Genomic DNA, 15,604 nt, shown 5'->3' on the forward strand with positions numbered 1-15,604 from the left:
ATGACCACTTCCATCACCATCGCCACGCGCGAAAGCCGGCTGGCGCTGTGGCAGGCCGAGCACGTGCAGGCCCGCCTCGTCGGCGAACTCGGCATCCAGGCCGCGCTGCTCGGCATGACGACGCGCGGCGACCAGATCCTCGATCGCACGCTGTCCAAGATCGGCGGCAAGGGCCTGTTCGTGAAGGAGCTGGAGACGGCCCTGGCCGAGGGCCGCGCCCAGTTGGCCGTGCATTCTTTGAAGGACGTGCCGATGGAGTTGCCCGAAGGCTTCACGCTGGCCGCCGTGCTTGAGCGCGAGGACCCGCGCGACGCCTTCGTCTCCAACGACTACGCCTCGCTGGCCGAGCTGCCCGAGGGCGCGGTGGTCGGCAGTTCCAGCCTGCGCCGCGTGACCCAGCTGCTCAGCCTGCGGCCCGACCTGCGCGTCGAGCCGCTGCGCGGCAACCTCGACACGCGGCTGCGCAAGCTCGACGAAGGCGGCTATCACGCCATCGTGCTGGCCGCGGCCGGCCTGAAGCGCCTGGGCCTGGCGAACCGTGTGCGCCGGCTGTTCGAGATCGACGAGATGCTGCCTTGCGCAGGGCAGGGCGCCCTCGGCCTGGAGATCCGTGCCGATGACACCGCGCTGAACGAGGCGCTGGCGAAGCTGATCCACCTGCCGACGCTGCTGGCCTGCGAAGCCGAGCGCGCCGTGTCGCGCGCGCTGGGCGGCAGCTGCAGCCTGCCGCTGGCGGCCCACGCCCACTGGCAGGGCGCGACGCTGCGCCTGGACGCGGCGCTGGGCCATGCCGAGACCCACACCGAGCCGCTGCTGCGTGCGAGCGTCGCCGGCGATGTGACGGCGGTGGAGGCCGCGCGTGCTCTGGGCCAGCAGGCCGCGGCGCGCCTGCGCGAGCTGGGTGCGGGCTCCTACCTGCCTGGATGACGACGCTCATCGTCACTCGCCCCAGGCCGCAGTGCGCGGCCTGGCTGGCGCGCTTGTCCGAACTGGGCGTTCAAGCGGTGGCCCTGCCCCTCATCGAGATCCTGCCGGCGCGCGATCCGGCACCGGTCGTCGAGGCCTGGGGCCGCCTGCCCGATGTGGACCTCGTCGTCTTCGTCAGCCCCAATGCCGTCGAGCAATTCTTCGGCCACGCGGACCGACTCTGGCCCGCCCACACGTTGGCTGCCTGCGTGGGTCCGGGCAGTGCCCAGGCGTTGATCGAGCGCGGCGTGCCGGACGACCAGATCGTCCAGCCGGCCGCCGACGCCGCCAGCCTGGACTCCGAACACCTCTGGCAACAACTGTCACCCCGGCGCGATTGGGCCGGCGCCCGCGTGCTGCTGCTGCGTGGTGACGGGGGCCGGGAATGGCTGGCCGAGAGGCTGACGGCCGAAGGCGCGCAGGTCGAGGCGGTGACGACTTACCACCGCGCTGGGCCTCGCTTCGACGCAGCCGAGCAGTCCTTGCTGGACGCCATCCGTGCAGAGCCCACAGCCTTTGTGTGGCTGTTCAGCAGCGCCGAGGCCGTCGGCCATCTTCACGGCGCGGGCCTGACCGGCCAGCGCGCCATCGCCACCCATGCCCGCATCGCCGAAGCGGCCCGGGCCGCCGGTTTCGACCCTGTGGTTTTGGCGCGACCGGCCCCTGAAGCGGTGACTCAGGCCCTGAAAGGCCTCTGACAGAATCCATCGCACTGTGAGTGAGCCGATTTCCGTTGTCGCCGCGGCCGAACCCGCCGCCCCGCCGTCCCCTGTCGCCCCTGCATTGCCGGCCTGGTTGCCCTGGTTGCTGGCCCTGCTGAGCGCCGCCGTGCTGCTTTGCGTGGCGCTCGCCTGGCAAAGCCTGTCACGCCAGCAGTCCCTGGAGCAGGAACTGGTGCGCCGCCAGGAAGCCAGCCAGGCCCAGGCCACCGAGGCGCGGCTGGCAGCCAAGCAGTCGGCCGAACTGGTGCGCGACACGGCCGCCAAGGTTTCCCTGCTGGATGCCCGCCTGGCCGAAGTGGCGCTGCAGCGCGGGCAGCTGGAGGAGCTGATCCAGTCCATGTCGCGCTCGCGCGACGAGAACGTCGTCGGCGACATCGAGGCCGCCATCCGCGTGGCTCTGCAGCAGACCCAGATCACCGGCAGCGCCGAACCCCTGGTGGCCACGCTGAAGCAGGCCGACGAACGCCTGCTGCGCTACAAGCAGCCGCGCATGGAGGGCGTGCGCCGCGCCGTCGCGCGCGACCTGGACCGCGTCAAGGCGGTCGCCGTCGTCGATGTGTCCACGCTGACCATCAAGCTCGACGAAGTGGTGCGCATGGCCGACGAGCTGCCGCTGGTGTCGGGCAACGAGGCCGCACCCAAGCAACGTGACGATCGCAACGGCGATGCCGCCAAGGAACGCGAGCGGGCGCTGAAGCTGCAACGCGAACAGGCCGCCGCCGCGGCCGACGGCAAGGTCTCGCTGTGGTGGTGGCAGGCTTCCCAGCAGCTTTCCAGCTGGACCGGTCTGGTCTGGGGCGAGGCCCGCACGCTGCTGCGCGTGACCCGCATCGATCACCCCGAGGCGGCGCTGATCTCGCCCGACCAGAGCTTCTTCCTGCGCGAGAACCTCAAGCTGCGATTGCTCAACGCGCGCCTGGCGCTGCTGAGCCGCCAGTTCGACACCGCCCAGTCCGATCTGCGTGACAGCCAGGAAATGCTGAGCCGCTACTTCGATACCCGCTCGCGCAAGGTGGCCGGCGTGGCCGAGCTGCTGCGCCAGGTGTCGGGCCAGGCGCGCCAGGTCAGCGTGCCCAGACCCGATGACACCTTGGCCGCACTGACCGCTGCAGCCGCGGGGCGCTGATCATGCGCTTGGTCATCTGGCTGGTCCTGCTTTTCGTCGTCGCCGTGGTTGCGGCGCTGACCCTGGGCAGCAATGACGGTCTTGCCAGCTTCTACTGGGCCGGCTGGCGCGTCGACATCTCTCTCAACCTCTTCCTGCTGCTGCTGGTCGCCAGCTGCTTTGCCCTCGTCACGGCCATCCAGGCCATCGAGGCGCTGACGACCCTGCCCAAGCGCGCCCGCGAATGGCGCCTGGCCCAGCGCGAGCGCAGCGCCCAGCTGGCCCTGCGCGAGGCCCTGGTCGAGCTCTTCGGCGCGCGCTTCAGCCGCGCCCAGAAGGCGGCGCAGAAGGCACTCAACATCCAGTCCGCGACGCCCGAGCTGGCGGCGGACCAGTCCTTCATGGCCCTGGCCCATCTGCTGGCCGCGGCGAGCGCCCACCGTCTGCAGGACCGCCGCCATCGCGACGAGCAACTGGCCCGCGCCCTCGACCTGGCCCACCGCACCGGCGGCGCGCGCGCGCAGGAAGACGGTGCCCGCCTGTTGGCCGCCGAATGGGCCCTGGATGACCGCGACGCCACGCGTGCGCTCAGCGTGCTCGGCGAGCTCGCCCCCGGCGTTGCCCGCCGCACCCAGGCCCTGCGCCTGCGTCTGCAGGCCTCGCGCCTGGCCCGGCAGCCGCTGGATGCGCTGCGCACCGCGCGCCTGCTCGCCAAGCACCAGGCCTTTTCCAAGGTGGCGGCCCAGGGCCTGCTGCGCTCGCTGGCCTTCGAAGCCCTCGATGGCGCGCGTGACGTCGACCAGCTCCGTTCGGTCTGGCAGCAACTCGACCCGGCGGATCGTCGCGACCCGCTGGTCGCCGCCCGCGCCGCCCAGTGCTCGGGCCAGTTGGGCGCGCCGGATGACGGCCGTGGCTGGCTGCGGCCCTTCTTCGACGACCTGGCCGAACTCCAGTCCGATGACCGCACCGCCCTCGCCAACGCCCTGGTGCCGGTGCTGGCCGGCTGCGGCCCCGACTGGCTGCAGCGCCTGGAGTCTGCCCAGTCGCGCTTTCCGCGCGAGCGAGCCCTGGCCTATGCGCTGGGCCATGCGCTGGCCGAGCGCCAACTCTGGGGCAAGGCGCGCCTGATGCTCGAGGCCGCCGCCGATGACGTGACGATGGCCGGCCCGGCACGCCGGCGCAGCTGGCTGGCGCTCGCCGCGCTGGCCGAACAGGAAGGCGACGAAAGCCGCCGCGCGCGCTGCTTCGAAGCCGCCGCGCGCCTGCCATGAGGCGCGCCACGGAAACTATTTCGAAAAAAATGCCGAAGTCTTGCCGGACCCCTGAAAATCTGGCTATACTGTGAGGCTTCAGCGGCTGTAGCTCAGTTGGATAGAGTACTTGGCTACGAACCAAGGGGTCGTGGGTTCGAATCCTGCCAGCCGCACCAAAAACAAGAAGAAATGGAAACGCCTCGGAGCTTGCTCCGAGGCGTTTTTCTTTGTGCCTCGCAATTACCGCTTGAAGCGCGGCGCCGCCGCGGGTTGCCAGTGGCCGTCCTCGGCTTGAACAAAGCTGCCGCGGGCCTGGGCATGCGGATGCAAGGGCGCTTCGGCCAGTGTCAGCACTGGCGCAAAGCAGACGTTCGTGCCCTCCAGCACCGCTGACCATTCGTCGCGCGTCTTGTCGCGGATGCGCGCCGCGACGCGCTCGCGCAGCGCTGGCCATTGCCTGCGGTCGTGCTGGGCCTTGGGGTCGACGTCGTCCAGGTCCAGGCGTTGCAGCAACTCGGCATAGAACTGCGGCTCCAACGCACCGAGAGACACGAAGCGGCCGTCGGCGCATTCGAAGCAGTCGTAGAAGGGCGAGCTGTGCAGGAAGAAGTTCTGCGCCGGCGTCTCGCTCCAGCGGCCCGCGGCGCGCAGCGAATGCAGCAGGCTGGACAGCAGGCCCACGCCGTCCACCATCGCCGCGTCGACGACCTGGCCGCGGCCGCTGCGCTGGGCCTCCCACAGCGCGACCATCAAGCCGAAGGCCAGGAACATCGCACCGCCGCTCATGTCGCCGATCAGCGTGGCGGGAATGCTGGGCGCCACGCCGTCACGCGTCGCAACCGACAGCACACCCGTCAGCGCCACGTAGTTGATGTCATGCCCCGCCGCCTGGGCCAGCGGGCCGGTCTGGCCCCAGCCGGTCACGCGGCCGTAGACCAGGCGCGGATGACCCGCCGCGAACACTTCCGGCCCGAGGCCCAGGCGCTCCATGACACCGGGGCGAAAGCCTTCGATCAGCGCATCGGCACTCTCGATCAGCGCACGTGCTTCGGCCAGGCCTTCGGCCGTCTTCAGGTCCAGGCAGACACGTCGCTTGCCGCGGTCCAGCGCCGTGCCCGTGTCCAGCACCGGGCCGCCCGGCCTGTCGATGACGATGACCTCGGCGCCGTGGTCGGCCAGCAGCATGCCGGCCAGCGGGCAGGGGCCGATGCCGGCCATTTCGATGACGGTGAGGCCGGCCAGTGGGCGATGGCTAGAGGAGGAGTCCATGGCGACAATGCTCGCATGAGCAAGGCCTTCACCAAGGAATCCGACGCGGCCGACGATGACGAGGACGGTCCCTCGCTGCCTGCCTTGCCAGCCGGCACGCGTAACTACCTGACGCCGGCCGGCTATGCGCGGCTGCGTGCGGAGTTCATGGAGTTGCTGGACGTGGAGCGGCCTCGCGTCGTGGAGGTCGTGTCCTGGGCGGCCAAGAACGGCGACCGCTCGGAGAACGGCGACTACCTCTACGGCAAGAAGCGGCTGCGCGAGATCGATCGCCGGCTGCGCTTCCTGACCAAGCGCCTGGACATCGCCGAAGTCGCCGACCCGAGCGTCCACTTCGGTTCCGAGCAGATCTTCTTCGGCGCGACGGTGACCTATGCCAACGCCAAGGGCGAGGAGAAGACCATCACGATCAAGGGCATCGACGAGTCCGACAGCCTGGCCGGCGAGGTCAGCTGGATCTCGCCGATTGCGCGCACGCTGCTGAAGGCACGCGTCGGCGACGAGCTCAACCTCGTCACGCCGGTGGGCGTCGAGAAGATCGAAGTCGTCGAGGTCAGCTACCCCGCGCCTTAGGCTTGAGCAGGTCGTCGACGCGGGCGCGCTCCTCCGCGGTCAGCTTGGTTGCAACGCTCGCGAGTGCCGCCTCGGCCTGCGGATGGCCGACTGTCTTGCACAGGCTGAGCCAGGCGTAGGCGGAGGGCAGGTCCCTGGGCCCGCCCTGGCCCTGGGCCAGCATGACGGCGAGGTTGAACATCGCCTCGGGCTGGCGGCGCTGGGCGGCCGCCTGGAAGAGCTGGCGGGCCGTCGCCAGGTTCTGCTCGACGACTTCGCCGCGGTAGAAGAAGGTTGCGAGCGCGTTCTGCGCATCGGCATGGCCCTTCAGTGCGGCGGCCTTGTAGAGCACGATGGCGCGCTCGGGCGCGGCTGGCACCCCTTCGCCCAGGTCGAGCATGCGCGCCGCGGCGTAGGTCGCCTCGACATGGCCGGCCTTCACCGCGGCGCTGTAGTAGGCGCCGGCGCGCGGCAGGTCCAGCGGCACGCCGTCCGGTTGTTTCGGCAGCTGATGCTGGTAGAGCTGGCCCAGCAGGTAGAGGGCAGGCACATGGCCCGCCTCGCCGGCGGCCTGCAGATAGGACAGCGCGCGCCTGGCATCGGGCGCCGTGCCGATGCCGCTGAGGTGGGCCTGGCCCAGCAGCGTGCCGGCGGGCTCGAAGCCATAGTCCAGTGCCTGCTTCCACCAGCGGTAGGCCTCGGCCGGGTTGCGCGCCGTGCCCTGGCCCGTCAGGTGGATGCGCGCCAGCAGCAATGAAGCCTCGACGCGGGTGTTGATGTTGTCGGGCTTCTGCGGGTCGAAGCGCAGGCGGTCGCCCACCGGGTCGTAGCGCGCGTCGATGACCTTGCGCAGCCATTCGATGGCCTTGGGCGTGCTGGCCGGCGTGCCCAGGCCCAGCAGGTGGATGCGGCCCAGCATCATGGCCGCCTCTTCGTAGCCGAGCTTGTTCCAGCCCTCTTCGAATTTGACACGAGCCTCGGTGAAGTTCCCGGCCTCGTAGGCGTCGAAGGCCTGGGTCAGCGACTTGTCCTTGCGCGCGATCCAGTTGCGGCCGGCGGCGAAGCGCCTGTCGGATTTGGAGCAAGCGGTGGAAGGCGCCATGGCGTCGGCGGTGCTGCCGGTGTCGCCGCTGCTGCCCTCCAGCGCGCTGCCGACGGTGGCCGTCTTGGCGTTGCCGTCGGGGCTGAGGTCGCTGAAGCGCTCGGCCTCGTTGGACGGGCTGTCCAGCAGGTTGAAGTCACGCATATAGGCCAGCGTGACCTCATCCTCGGCGGCCGAGTAGCCGCTCATGAATGCGCAGGACGACGCGAACTGGCGCGACAGCACCTTGCTCTTGGCGGCGGTGACGACCGAGGGGTCGACACCGCCGTTGCGCTGGCCCGTGACCTTGACGCCGTCCAGCGTGTTGGCGGGCGCGGCGTTCTGGGCCCAGGCCACCGGCATAGCCAGCGCCAGCAGCACCAGGCCGTGTACTGAGGGAGCGCGCATGCTCAGCGTGGGCTGCGGAGGGTCATGCCCACCATGTAGCGGCGGCCGTTGTAGCCGTCGCCATAGATGCTGGGAATGCCGTCGGCATAGTCCTGGTAGCCGCCGGTGCTGCTCTGGGTGCGCTCGCCGGTGAGGTTGCGCACGTCGGCGAACAGCTCCAGGCCGTTCTTGAAGCGATAAGAGACCTTGGCGTCGACGAAGGCGGTGCGGTTGCCGAAGATGGGCGCGCCCGGGTTGTAGGGCAGGCGCCAGCCGGTGGTGCCCACGGACGTGTAGTTGTTGACGCCGACGTTGGTCGACGTGTTCGGCGAGAAGGTGTAGTAGCGCGGGGCCACGACCTGCAGCGCCACGCGCGCCTGGAAGCCGCCGTCGTCGTACCAGAGCGAAGCGTTGTACGAGTACTTCGGCTCGTTGGCGACCGGCAGCACGTCACCGCTGATCAGGTCCAGCACCGGGGCCCCCTGGGTCGAGCGCACATAGCTGTAGTTGGCGTCCATGCCGGTGTAGCGCAGGAAGGACGGCAGGAAGGTGAAGGCCGTCTTCATGCCGAACTCGATGCCGCGGCGGGTCGCCGGCTGGGCGTTGTCCCACTGCGTGAAGCCGAACTCGATGTCCTTGAGCGGAATGCCGGACACGGGGTCGATGACGCTGCTGGTGGCGAACACCTTGGTGTTCTGGCGCACCGTGCCGATGGTGGGCGCGCCGATCAGGCCGCGCTGGCGGAAGATGCCGGCCGTGAACATGGTGTCGCGGTTGGCGTACCACTCGAGGGACAGGTTCTGGTTGACGTTGGTCTGCGGCTTGAGCTCGGGGTTGCCCATGGTGCCCGAGCAGCCCTGGTCGGCGGCGCTGCCGTCCGGGTCGTCCGGGTTGTCTTCGACGATCTCGCTGTAGGTGCAGGTGGTGCCCGAGGGCAGCAGCTTGGACACCGGCGGGCGGGCGATGGTCTTGCCGATGCTGTAGCGCAGCGCGACCTTTTCGGGCACCGGCCACAGGGCCAGGTTCAGCGAGGGCATGACGTCGGTGGACTTGCCCGAGATCGCTGTGTTCTGGCTGAAGGCGGTGGACACGAAGCCGGCCGCCGCCGTCGGGTTCAGCGGGTCGAAGCTGGACGTCTTGCGGATGGAGCGGAAGGTCATATAGCCCGTGCCGGCCACCTCGGTCTGCACGATGCGCACGCCGAAGTTGCCCGCCAGCTCCATGCCGAAGGGCAGGGCCCAGTCGGTGAAGGGCACGCGGTCCATCTCGAAGTCCGTCATCAGATAGGCGGCCTTGGACTTTTCGCTGAACTGGGTCACCGGCATGTCGTAGACCTTGCCGTCGCTGGCCGTGCAACTGCGGAAGCAATCCAGGCGCACCGGCACGCCGGCCAGCGCGAACAGCTTGTCGATGTCGATCTGGTTCCAGCCGTCGATCAGCGTCGACGGGCGGTCCTTGGAGCCGGCGTAGAACTGGCCGGCGGGGGCCAGCGTCATGGTCTGGCGGATCAGGTCTTCGTACTGCGCCCGCGTGATGGTGGTGGTACCCGCGGCCACACCGCCGATGCCGGTGTTGAGCTGGTTGTTGGGGGCATAGCCGTTGGCGGCGCAGGGCTGGCCGCCAGCGGCAAGCGAGCCGGGCGTGTTCTCGCAGCCGACGACGTTCCAGCGCGTGTTGACCTGGGGCATGTAGACGCCCGGCACGAAGCCGGCGGTGCCGTAGGTGCCGACCGGCTCCTTGATGGTGCCGCCCGCGCCGGCCCAGAAGTTGCCGCTGGTGTCGCGGTAGTTCAGGCCGCCCTTGATCGAGGTCAGGAAGGGGATCTTGTCGACCACGTTGTAGGCGAGGTCGAGCTTGCCGGTCTTCTCGGCGCTGTCGGTGTCGAAGGAGCGGATGACCTGCAGCAGCGTGTTGTTGGTGTACTGGGCCCGCTGCGCGGCGGTGTAGGCCGGCACCGAGAGCGGGTTGACGGCCGAGGCGGGGAAGGCCGCCGCGGCCACGGCCGGGTTCAGCTGCGCATAGGCCGGGAAGTTGAGCTGGTCGTTGGTGCTGCCGGCAGGCAGCGTGAAGGCCCACAGGCCGTTGGGCTGCAGCGCGTAGTTGCCGACGCCATAGAGGTAGCTGAACGCCGCGCGCCGGTCGTAGCGCAGGGCGGTCGACTTGGTCGTGCCGAGCAGGAACTGTGCGCTCAGGCGGCCGTCGCGGTATTCGCCGCCGCCCACCAAGGTCTTGGAGTCGGTGTCGATGCTGCTGAAGATGGTGTCGGTGCCGTAGGAGCCGTTGCCGGTGGAATAGCTCGTCACGTGGTGGGTCGAGTCCACCGTGTAGCCGGGCAGGATGTTGGTCGTGGCGCCCTGGATCAGCGGAGCGTTGTTGGCGCGGAAGGAGTAGGTGTTGGGCAGCACCGAGGCCGACAGCGTGTTGCCCGCGACGATGCCGCGCGTGTTGGCGGTGACGTTGTCGGTGAAGGCACCGTTGAACACCGGGCTGCTGCCCACGCCCAGGAAGCCGACGATGTCATCGACGTGGCGCTTGTTGGCGCTGAGCTTGGTGTAGAGGGTCAGCGCGTCGCTGACCTTGAAGTCGAGGCGGATGTCGCCGCCGGTGCGCCTGTCATCCTGGCTCTTGAAGTTGAAGCGGAAGCCCGCCGTCTGCGACGGCGTGTAGTCGTTCCACTGGTTCAGGCAGGTCAGCTGCTCGTTCTGGCGCTGGGTGTAGGCGGCCGTCCGGTTGGCGCTGACGATGGCGTTGGTCTGTGCCGTCGTCAGGTTGGGGAAGGTGGTGAAGCAGTCGGCCTTGCTCTGGGCCGCCGCCGACTTGGTCAGCAGCTCCATCGGCGTCGATGCGTTGAAGAAGCCGCCGGCCGTCAGCGGCGAGGCCAGCAGCGTGGCGGTGGCGGCCGGGTCGGTCTTGGACAGCGTGCTCGGGTTGAAGGTGAAGGTCTTCTCGGGCGAGTTGTCGAAGTCCCCCAGGCGCACCAGGCCCTGCTGGTTGTTGCTGCCGCCCTGGGTGACGCCGTGCTGCTCGTTCTGATAGCGCGACTTGTTCAGGTTGACGATGATGCCCAGCCGCTTGTCCAGGAACTTGTCGGCCAGCACCAGGTTGTAGTTGGGCGTGGTCTTCTTGTTCAGGTCGCTCTGCGTGCCGGCCGCGCGGAAGGAGTAGTAGGGCTTGTCGAAGTCCAGGCCGGTGCGGGTCGTGATGATGATGCCGCCGCCGAGCGAGCCTTCCGTCATCGCGGCCGTCGAGCCCTTGACGATGTCGACGCTCTTGATCAGGTCGGACGACAGCTCGCGGAACTCGGTGCCGCGGCCGTCGCCGCCGCCCAGCAGGTCGGTGCCGGCACCGGAGCGCACGCCCATGCCGTCCAGCTCGACCCGGGTCAGCTCGGCGCCGTTGCCGCGGATGGACACGTTCACGCCCTCGCCGAAGTCGCCGCGGTCCAGCGCCACGCCGGCGATGCGCGAGATGGCCTCGCCGATGTTGCGATCGGGGAAGGCGCCGACGTCCTCGGCCACGATGGAGTCCTGGGCCGTGGCCGCGTTCTTCTTGCGGTTGATGCTGGACTGCTGAGACTGGCGCGTGCCGACAACCAGCACGGTCTCGAGCTCCTGGGTCGGCGCGGCGGGCTTGCGCGCGGCCGGCTTGGCGTCGTCGGGCTTGGCGGCTGCGGCGTTGCCGCTTTCCTGGGCCATGGCGGCCTGTTGGGCCCACAGGGCCAGGGCCATGGAAACAGCGGTCGCCACCGCAGGCTTGCTGAATTTGTTCACTGTCTTCTCCGCGCTCCGGTGGGGTCCCGGGCTTGTTGTGGGTCAATCGCGTGGCCTACAAAAGTATGACTTTTTTACTTTTGCTGGCCGTGGCGCGACCTTAAGCAGCCGCCGTAACCGGGAGAAATTCGTTTTGGCCTGTTTGCTATCCCGAAAAGAAATACCGGGCCCAGAAACACTGGTTAACCCGGGGAAGCGAACAGAAACAGTCACGGCCGTGATTGGCCGCCAACGCTGTCAGCGACAGGGGCGCCCGCAAGCGCCCGGCGCGTTCAGGGCTTGACGCGCCAGACGCGCTGGACCGGCGCGGTGCGGCGCAGCACGCGCAGCACATCGGCGAGGTGCAGGCGGTCGCGCACGGCGATGAGCAGCGTCATCTCGGCTGTCTCGCGCAGTTGCGCCTCGTCGCTCATCGAGATGTGGGTGATGTCGGCCTCGGCCTGCGCCACGGCCTGGGCGACCTGGGCGAGCACGCCCTTGCCGTTGCGCATCAGCAGCGCGATGCCGGCCTCGAAGCTGCGCGTCAGCTCCTCCGCCCATTCGACCTGGATCCAGTGCTCGCTGTCGCGCTGGAACAGGCGGCGGCCGACGGCGCACTCGCAGGTGTGGACGATCAGGCCTTCGCCGCGGCCGAGGTAGCCGCGCACCTCGTCGCCGGGGATGGGGCGGCAGCAGCTGGCGAGCTGCACGGAGGCACCCTCGCTGCCGTCGATGGTGACGCTGCCCTGGTGGGAAGGCGCTTCGGTGAAGCGGCCCAGCGTCAGTGCCAGTGCATCGGGCTTCTGGCCCTGGTCGGCCATCAGGCGGGCCAGCTTCTTGGCGATGATGGTGGCGATCTTGCGGCCGGCGCCGATGTCGACCAGCAGCTGCTCGGTACTCGCGCTGCCTGCCCAGGCGGCCAGCTCATGCCAGATCGGCGCGGCCGCGTCATCCAGCTCCAGGCTGGGCAGGCCCAGGCCCTCGACGCGCATGGCCTGGGCCAGCATCTTCTCGCCCAGCTCGCGGGATTCCTCCTGCTCCAGGTCCTTCAGGTAATGGCGGATCTTGGAGCGGGCCCGGCCGGTGCGCACGAAGCTCAGCCAGGCCGGGTTGGGGCTGGCGCCGGGGGCGGTGATGATCTCGACGATGTCGCCGCTGCGCAGCTCGGCCCGCAGCGGCACGGCCTCGCCGTTGACCTGGGCCGCCACGCAGTGGTCGCCGACGTCGGAGTGGATGGCGTAGGCGAAGTCCACCGGCGTCGCGCCCTTGGGCAGGGCCATGATCTTGGACTTCGGCGTGAAGACGTAGATCGCGTCCGGGAACAGGTCGATCTTGACGTGCTCGAGGAACTCGTTGGCGTCGCGCGTCTCGTCCTGGATGTCGATGAGGCTTTGCAGCCAGCGCGCGTTGGCCTGCTGGGCCACCAGCGCCGAGGCCTGCTTGCCACGGCTCTTGTAGATCCAGTGCGCCGCCACGCCCTGTTCGGCGATCTGGTGCATGCCTTCGGTGCGCAGCTGGAACTCCAGCGGCGTGGCCAGCGGCCCCATCAACGTCGTGTGCAGGGACTGGTAGCCGTTGTCCTTGGGCGTGGCGATGTAGTCCTTGAAACGCCCGGCCTGCGGCTTGTAGAGCTGGTGCAGCACGCCCAGGGCCGTGTAGCACTGCAGCGGCTCCTCGGTCAGGATGCGAAAACCGAAGATGTCGCTGACCTGGGCGAAGGACAGGCCGCCCTTCTCGCGCATCTTCTTGTAGATGGAGTGGACGGTCTTCTCGCGGCCCTGCACCTCGACGCGCAGGCTGGCCTTGGCAAAGGCCGCGCGGATCTCGGCCTCGATGCGCGACACCAGGTCGCGCCGGTTGCCGCGCGCCTTGCCCACGGCCTTGCTGAGCGCCGCATAGCGCCAGGGGTGGAAATACTGGAAGGACAGGTCCTGCAGCTCGCGGAAGGTCTGGTTCAGGCCGAGGCGGTGCGCGATGGGCGCGTAGATGTCGAAGGTCTCGCGGGCGATGCGGCGCGCCTTGTGCGGCGCCATCGCGCCCATGGTGCGCATGTTGTGCAGGCGGTCGGCCAGCTTGATGAGGATGACGCGCAGGTCGCGCGCCATCGCCAGCAACATCTTGCGGAAGGACTCGGCCTGCGATTCCTCCTTGGTAGAGAACTGCAGCTTGTCCAGCTTGGTGAGGCCGTCGACGAGGTCGGCGGTCGTCGCGTCGAACTTCTCGATCAGCTCGGTCTTGGACACGCCGCAGTCCTCGACGACGTCATGCATCAACGCCGCCATCAGCGCCTGGGCGTCCAGCCGCCATTCGGCGCAGATGCCGGCGACGGCGATGGGGTGGGTGATGTAGGGCTCGCCGGTGGCGCGCTTCTGGCCCAGGTGGGCCTCGTCGGCGAACTTGTAGGCCTCGCGCACGCGCTTGACCTCCGCCTTGCTCAGATAGCCGAGTTTGGGGGCGAGAGCATCAAAGGAAGCGGCTTCCGCCTGCGTCGGCGGCGCCGGCTGGCGCAATCCAGGCAGCGTGAACCAGGCGGTGAGGGAACGTTGGGCCATATTGGCCCCGAATTTATACGAAGGTAAGAGGCCCCTCGTCCAAGGAGCCCCCTAGGTGACGGCGATGCATGCGGCATTGAGCCGCATGCACATCGCCCAAGCGGGCCGGCTAGAGAGCGGCCCGGCGCTCGGCCCGAAATGCAAACGGGCGCCCGAGGGCGCCCGTGTGGCAGTGAGGACGGTGCTTAGACCGGAACCTTGCGCAGCATCTCGATGCCGACTTCGCCAGCGGCGATTTCGCGCAGGGCGGTCACGCCGGGCTTGTTCTTGCTCTCGATGCGGGGGCTGTGGCCCTGGCTCAGCATGCGGGCGCGGTAGGTGGCGGCCAGCACGAGCTGGAAGCGGTTCGGGATCTTGGTCAGGCAGTCTTCGACGGTGATGCGGGCCATGGTGTTCCTTGAATGAAGCGGGATCAGGGCAGATCGAGCGCCTGAAAGACGGCAGAGCGGTTGCGCCGCTGAGCCAGGTATTTTAGCCGCTGCGCGTGGACGATGGATTTGAGGTCGAAAACGGCGGTGTCGAACACCGCGTTCACGACGACGAAATCGAAGTTCTGCGCCTGCGCCACCTCGAGACGCGCATTGGCCATGCGCTTGGCGATGACCTCGGGTTCGGTGTCGCCGCGGCGGTTCAGTCGCGACTGCAATTCGTCCCAGCTCGGCGGCAGGATGAAGATCAGCACGGCATAGGGAAACAGCTGCTTGATCTGCAGCGCGCCCTGGAAATCGATCTCGAGCACGACGTCGTCGCCATGCTGCATGCGCGCCTCGATGGCGGTACGCGAGGTGCCGTAGAGGTTGCCGTGGACCTCGGCCCATTCGAAGAATTCGCCGCGCTCGGCCATCCCCCGGAATTCCTCCGGCGTGATGAACCAGTACTCGCGGCCATGCTGTTCCTGGCCGCGCGGCGCGCGCGAGGTGTGGGAGATGGAGACGGCCAGCTTGGCATCCAGCTCCAGCAGCGCCTTCACAAGGCTGGATTTGCCCGCGCCGCTTGGAGCGGCGACGACGAAAAGATTGCCGGGATATTCCATGGATGTATTCGACGCTGGGGTGGGGCAAGGCTAAGTGCCTGTCGCCCGCGAAGTTTTTGCTACGACCCCACGATTGATCAAGCATGGACTTTAGCTTGCGGCCGTGCGCGACCCCCTCGGACGCGGTGGGCAGGTCCGGCATTTTTGGCATTCCAGCGCGCTTTTCGGGCCCCGATCCGGCAGTACTGTGGCGACTTGTCTGACGCGGCCGGAGGCTGGTCATCCTTATCTTGAGCCCGTCGTTAAGGCATGACGAGGTCCACACGATGCCACGCTATCAACGCTACGAGGTTCATCCCGACAACCCGCAAGCCCGGCTGCTGCAGGCAGCAGCCGACCGTTTACGGGCCGGTGCGGTGGCCGCGCTGCCGACGGCCGCCGGCTATCTGATGGCCTGCGGGCTCGATGACAAGGCCGCCGCCGCCCGACTGCTGCGGCGCGCCGACGAGCGCCAGCCCCTCATGCTGCTGTGCCGCGACCTCGCCCAGGCCGCCACCTATCTGCAAATCGACGATCGCGCCTTCCGGGCCATCCGGGATGCTGACGCCGGTTCCACCGCATTCCAGCTGCGCTGTACCCACCGCGTGCCGCGCCGGCTGGCCAGCGCAGCCGGCGGTGCTGGCCTGCTGTACTTCAGCGCCCATCCGGCCTGCCAGGGCCTGCTGGGCCATGTCGACGAAGCGCTGCTGGCCCTGCCGCCGCAGCCGGGGCTGGAGGTCGCGGATCTCGATGAGCTGTCCTCGGACGCCCGCGCCGTGCTGGATGTTGCGCTGGACGCCGGCACGATGGCCACGCTGCAGCGCCTGACCTGCGTGCGGCTGTTCGAGCCCTCGCGGCCGAGCCTGGCGCGCTGGCCTCTTGCTGCCGCCGGGCATGAGATGCAGCTGGCGGTTTGAGCTGAGGGGAGGCCCGCTGTGCGACAGTCGGCCGATCAG

The 15,604-nt window shown here is 68.8% G+C and carries 12 protein-coding genes and 1 tRNA gene; 7 read left to right on the forward strand and 6 right to left on the reverse strand.

From position 1 onward, the window contains the following. The 5 genes from hemC to AC1DW3_RS24165 all read left to right on the forward strand — a co-directional run bounded on the left by hemC (window position 1) and on the right by AC1DW3_RS24165 (window position 4,222). Window positions 1-927: a hydroxymethylbilane synthase gene (gene hemC, locus AC1DW3_RS24145; RefSeq protein WP_477935673.1), complete on the forward strand. Its 927-nt coding sequence runs from the start codon at window positions 1-3 to the stop codon at window positions 925-927. After that, window positions 924-1,664, forward strand: coding sequence for a uroporphyrinogen-III synthase (locus AC1DW3_RS24150; protein ID WP_477935675.1), 741 nt, complete (start codon window positions 924-926; stop codon window positions 1,662-1,664). Before hemC ends, AC1DW3_RS24150 begins: the two co-directional genes overlap by 4 nt. A gap of 16 nt (window positions 1,665-1,680) precedes the next feature. Then, window positions 1,681-2,814 (forward strand): uroporphyrinogen-III C-methyltransferase, encoded by a 1,134-nt coding sequence (locus tag AC1DW3_RS24155; protein WP_477935677.1) that lies wholly within the window; start codon window positions 1,681-1,683, stop codon window positions 2,812-2,814. 2 nt (window positions 2,815-2,816) lie between these two features. Further along, window positions 2,817-4,064 (forward strand): heme biosynthesis HemY N-terminal domain-containing protein, encoded by a 1,248-nt coding sequence (locus AC1DW3_RS24160; protein ID WP_477935679.1) that lies wholly within the window; start codon window positions 2,817-2,819, stop codon window positions 4,062-4,064. Window positions 4,065-4,145: 81 nt separating this feature from the next. Further along, window positions 4,146-4,222: transfer RNA gene (locus AC1DW3_RS24165), tRNA-Arg, on the forward strand. Between the two features lie 64 nt (window positions 4,223-4,286). On the opposite strand, the gene AC1DW3_RS24170 is transcribed toward AC1DW3_RS24165, so the two are convergent. Next, window positions 4,287-5,315, reverse strand: coding sequence for a CaiB/BaiF CoA transferase family protein (locus AC1DW3_RS24170; RefSeq protein ID WP_477935681.1), 1,029 nt, complete (start codon window positions 5,313-5,315; stop codon window positions 4,287-4,289). Window positions 5,316-5,330: 15 nt separating this feature from the next. Between AC1DW3_RS24170 and greB the strand changes: the two genes are divergently transcribed. Next, window positions 5,331-5,888 (forward strand): transcription elongation factor GreB, encoded by a 558-nt coding sequence (gene greB / locus AC1DW3_RS24175; protein ID WP_477935683.1) that lies wholly within the window; start codon window positions 5,331-5,333, stop codon window positions 5,886-5,888. Here greB and AC1DW3_RS24180 read toward each other — a convergent pair. The 5 genes from AC1DW3_RS24180 to gmk form a co-directional block, all read right to left on the reverse strand. Then, window positions 5,869-7,356: an SEL1-like repeat protein gene (locus AC1DW3_RS24180; RefSeq protein ID WP_477935685.1), complete on the reverse strand. Its 1,488-nt coding sequence runs from the start codon at window positions 7,354-7,356 to the stop codon at window positions 5,869-5,871. The two genes, greB and AC1DW3_RS24180, sit on opposite strands and share 20 nt — an antisense overlap. A gap of 2 nt (window positions 7,357-7,358) precedes the next feature. Then, a complete protein-coding gene (locus tag AC1DW3_RS24185) occupies window positions 7,359-11,105 on the reverse strand; it encodes a TonB-dependent receptor (RefSeq protein ID WP_477935687.1) in 3,747 nt (1,248 codons plus the stop codon). A 272-nt stretch (window positions 11,106-11,377) separates the two neighbouring features. Continuing rightward, window positions 11,378-13,636: a RelA/SpoT family protein gene (locus AC1DW3_RS24190; RefSeq protein ID WP_477935689.1), complete on the reverse strand. Its 2,259-nt coding sequence runs from the start codon at window positions 13,634-13,636 to the stop codon at window positions 11,378-11,380. Between the two features lie 185 nt (window positions 13,637-13,821). Then, window positions 13,822-14,025 carry a DNA-directed RNA polymerase subunit omega gene (rpoZ, locus tag AC1DW3_RS24195; RefSeq protein WP_025563690.1) on the reverse strand — a complete coding sequence of 68 codons (204 nt, stop codon included), beginning with the start codon at window positions 14,023-14,025 and terminating at the stop codon, window positions 13,822-13,824. A gap of 23 nt (window positions 14,026-14,048) precedes the next feature. Further along, a complete protein-coding gene (gmk, locus tag AC1DW3_RS24200; RefSeq protein WP_477935691.1) occupies window positions 14,049-14,669 on the reverse strand; it encodes a guanylate kinase in 621 nt (206 codons plus the stop codon). Between the two features lie 266 nt (window positions 14,670-14,935). Here gmk and AC1DW3_RS24205 point away from each other — a divergent pair, with 266 nt between their 5' ends. Continuing rightward, window positions 14,936-15,565 carry a Sua5/YciO/YrdC/YwlC family protein gene (locus tag AC1DW3_RS24205; RefSeq protein WP_477935693.1) on the forward strand — a complete coding sequence of 210 codons (630 nt, stop codon included), beginning with the start codon at window positions 14,936-14,938 and terminating at the stop codon, window positions 15,563-15,565. Window positions 15,566-15,604 lie beyond the last annotated feature (39 nt).

This window comes from Roseateles sp. P2_H4, from assembly GCF_056403315.1.

What these genes read in the sequence shown, in the direction of transcription:
- hemC (WP_477935673.1), top strand. Translation starts at nt 1, where the DNA reads ATGACCACTTCCATCACCATCGCCACGCGCGAAAGCCGGCTGGCGCTG.
- AC1DW3_RS24150 (WP_477935675.1), top strand. Translation starts at nt 924, where the DNA reads ATGACGACGCTCATCGTCACTCGCCCCAGGCCGCAGTGCGCGGCCTGG.
- AC1DW3_RS24160 (WP_477935679.1), top strand. Translation starts at nt 2,817, where the DNA reads ATGCGCTTGGTCATCTGGCTGGTCCTGCTTTTCGTCGTCGCCGTGGTT.
- AC1DW3_RS24170 (WP_477935681.1), bottom strand. Translation starts at nt 5,315, where the DNA reads ATGGACTCCTCCTCTAGCCATCGCCCACTGGCCGGCCTCACCGTCATC.
- greB (WP_477935683.1), top strand. Translation starts at nt 5,331, where the DNA reads ATGAGCAAGGCCTTCACCAAGGAATCCGACGCGGCCGACGATGACGAG.
- AC1DW3_RS24180 (WP_477935685.1), bottom strand. Translation starts at nt 7,356, where the DNA reads ATGCGCGCTCCCTCAGTACACGGCCTGGTGCTGCTGGCGCTGGCTATG.
- AC1DW3_RS24190 (WP_477935689.1), bottom strand. Translation starts at nt 13,636, where the DNA reads ATGGCCCAACGTTCCCTCACCGCCTGGTTCACGCTGCCTGGATTGCGC.
- rpoZ (WP_025563690.1), bottom strand. Translation starts at nt 14,025, where the DNA reads ATGGCCCGCATCACCGTCGAAGACTGCCTGACCAAGATCCCGAACCGC.
- gmk (WP_477935691.1), bottom strand. Translation starts at nt 14,669, where the DNA reads ATGGAATATCCCGGCAATCTTTTCGTCGTCGCCGCTCCAAGCGGCGCG.
- AC1DW3_RS24205 (WP_477935693.1), top strand. Translation starts at nt 14,936, where the DNA reads ATGCCACGCTATCAACGCTACGAGGTTCATCCCGACAACCCGCAAGCC.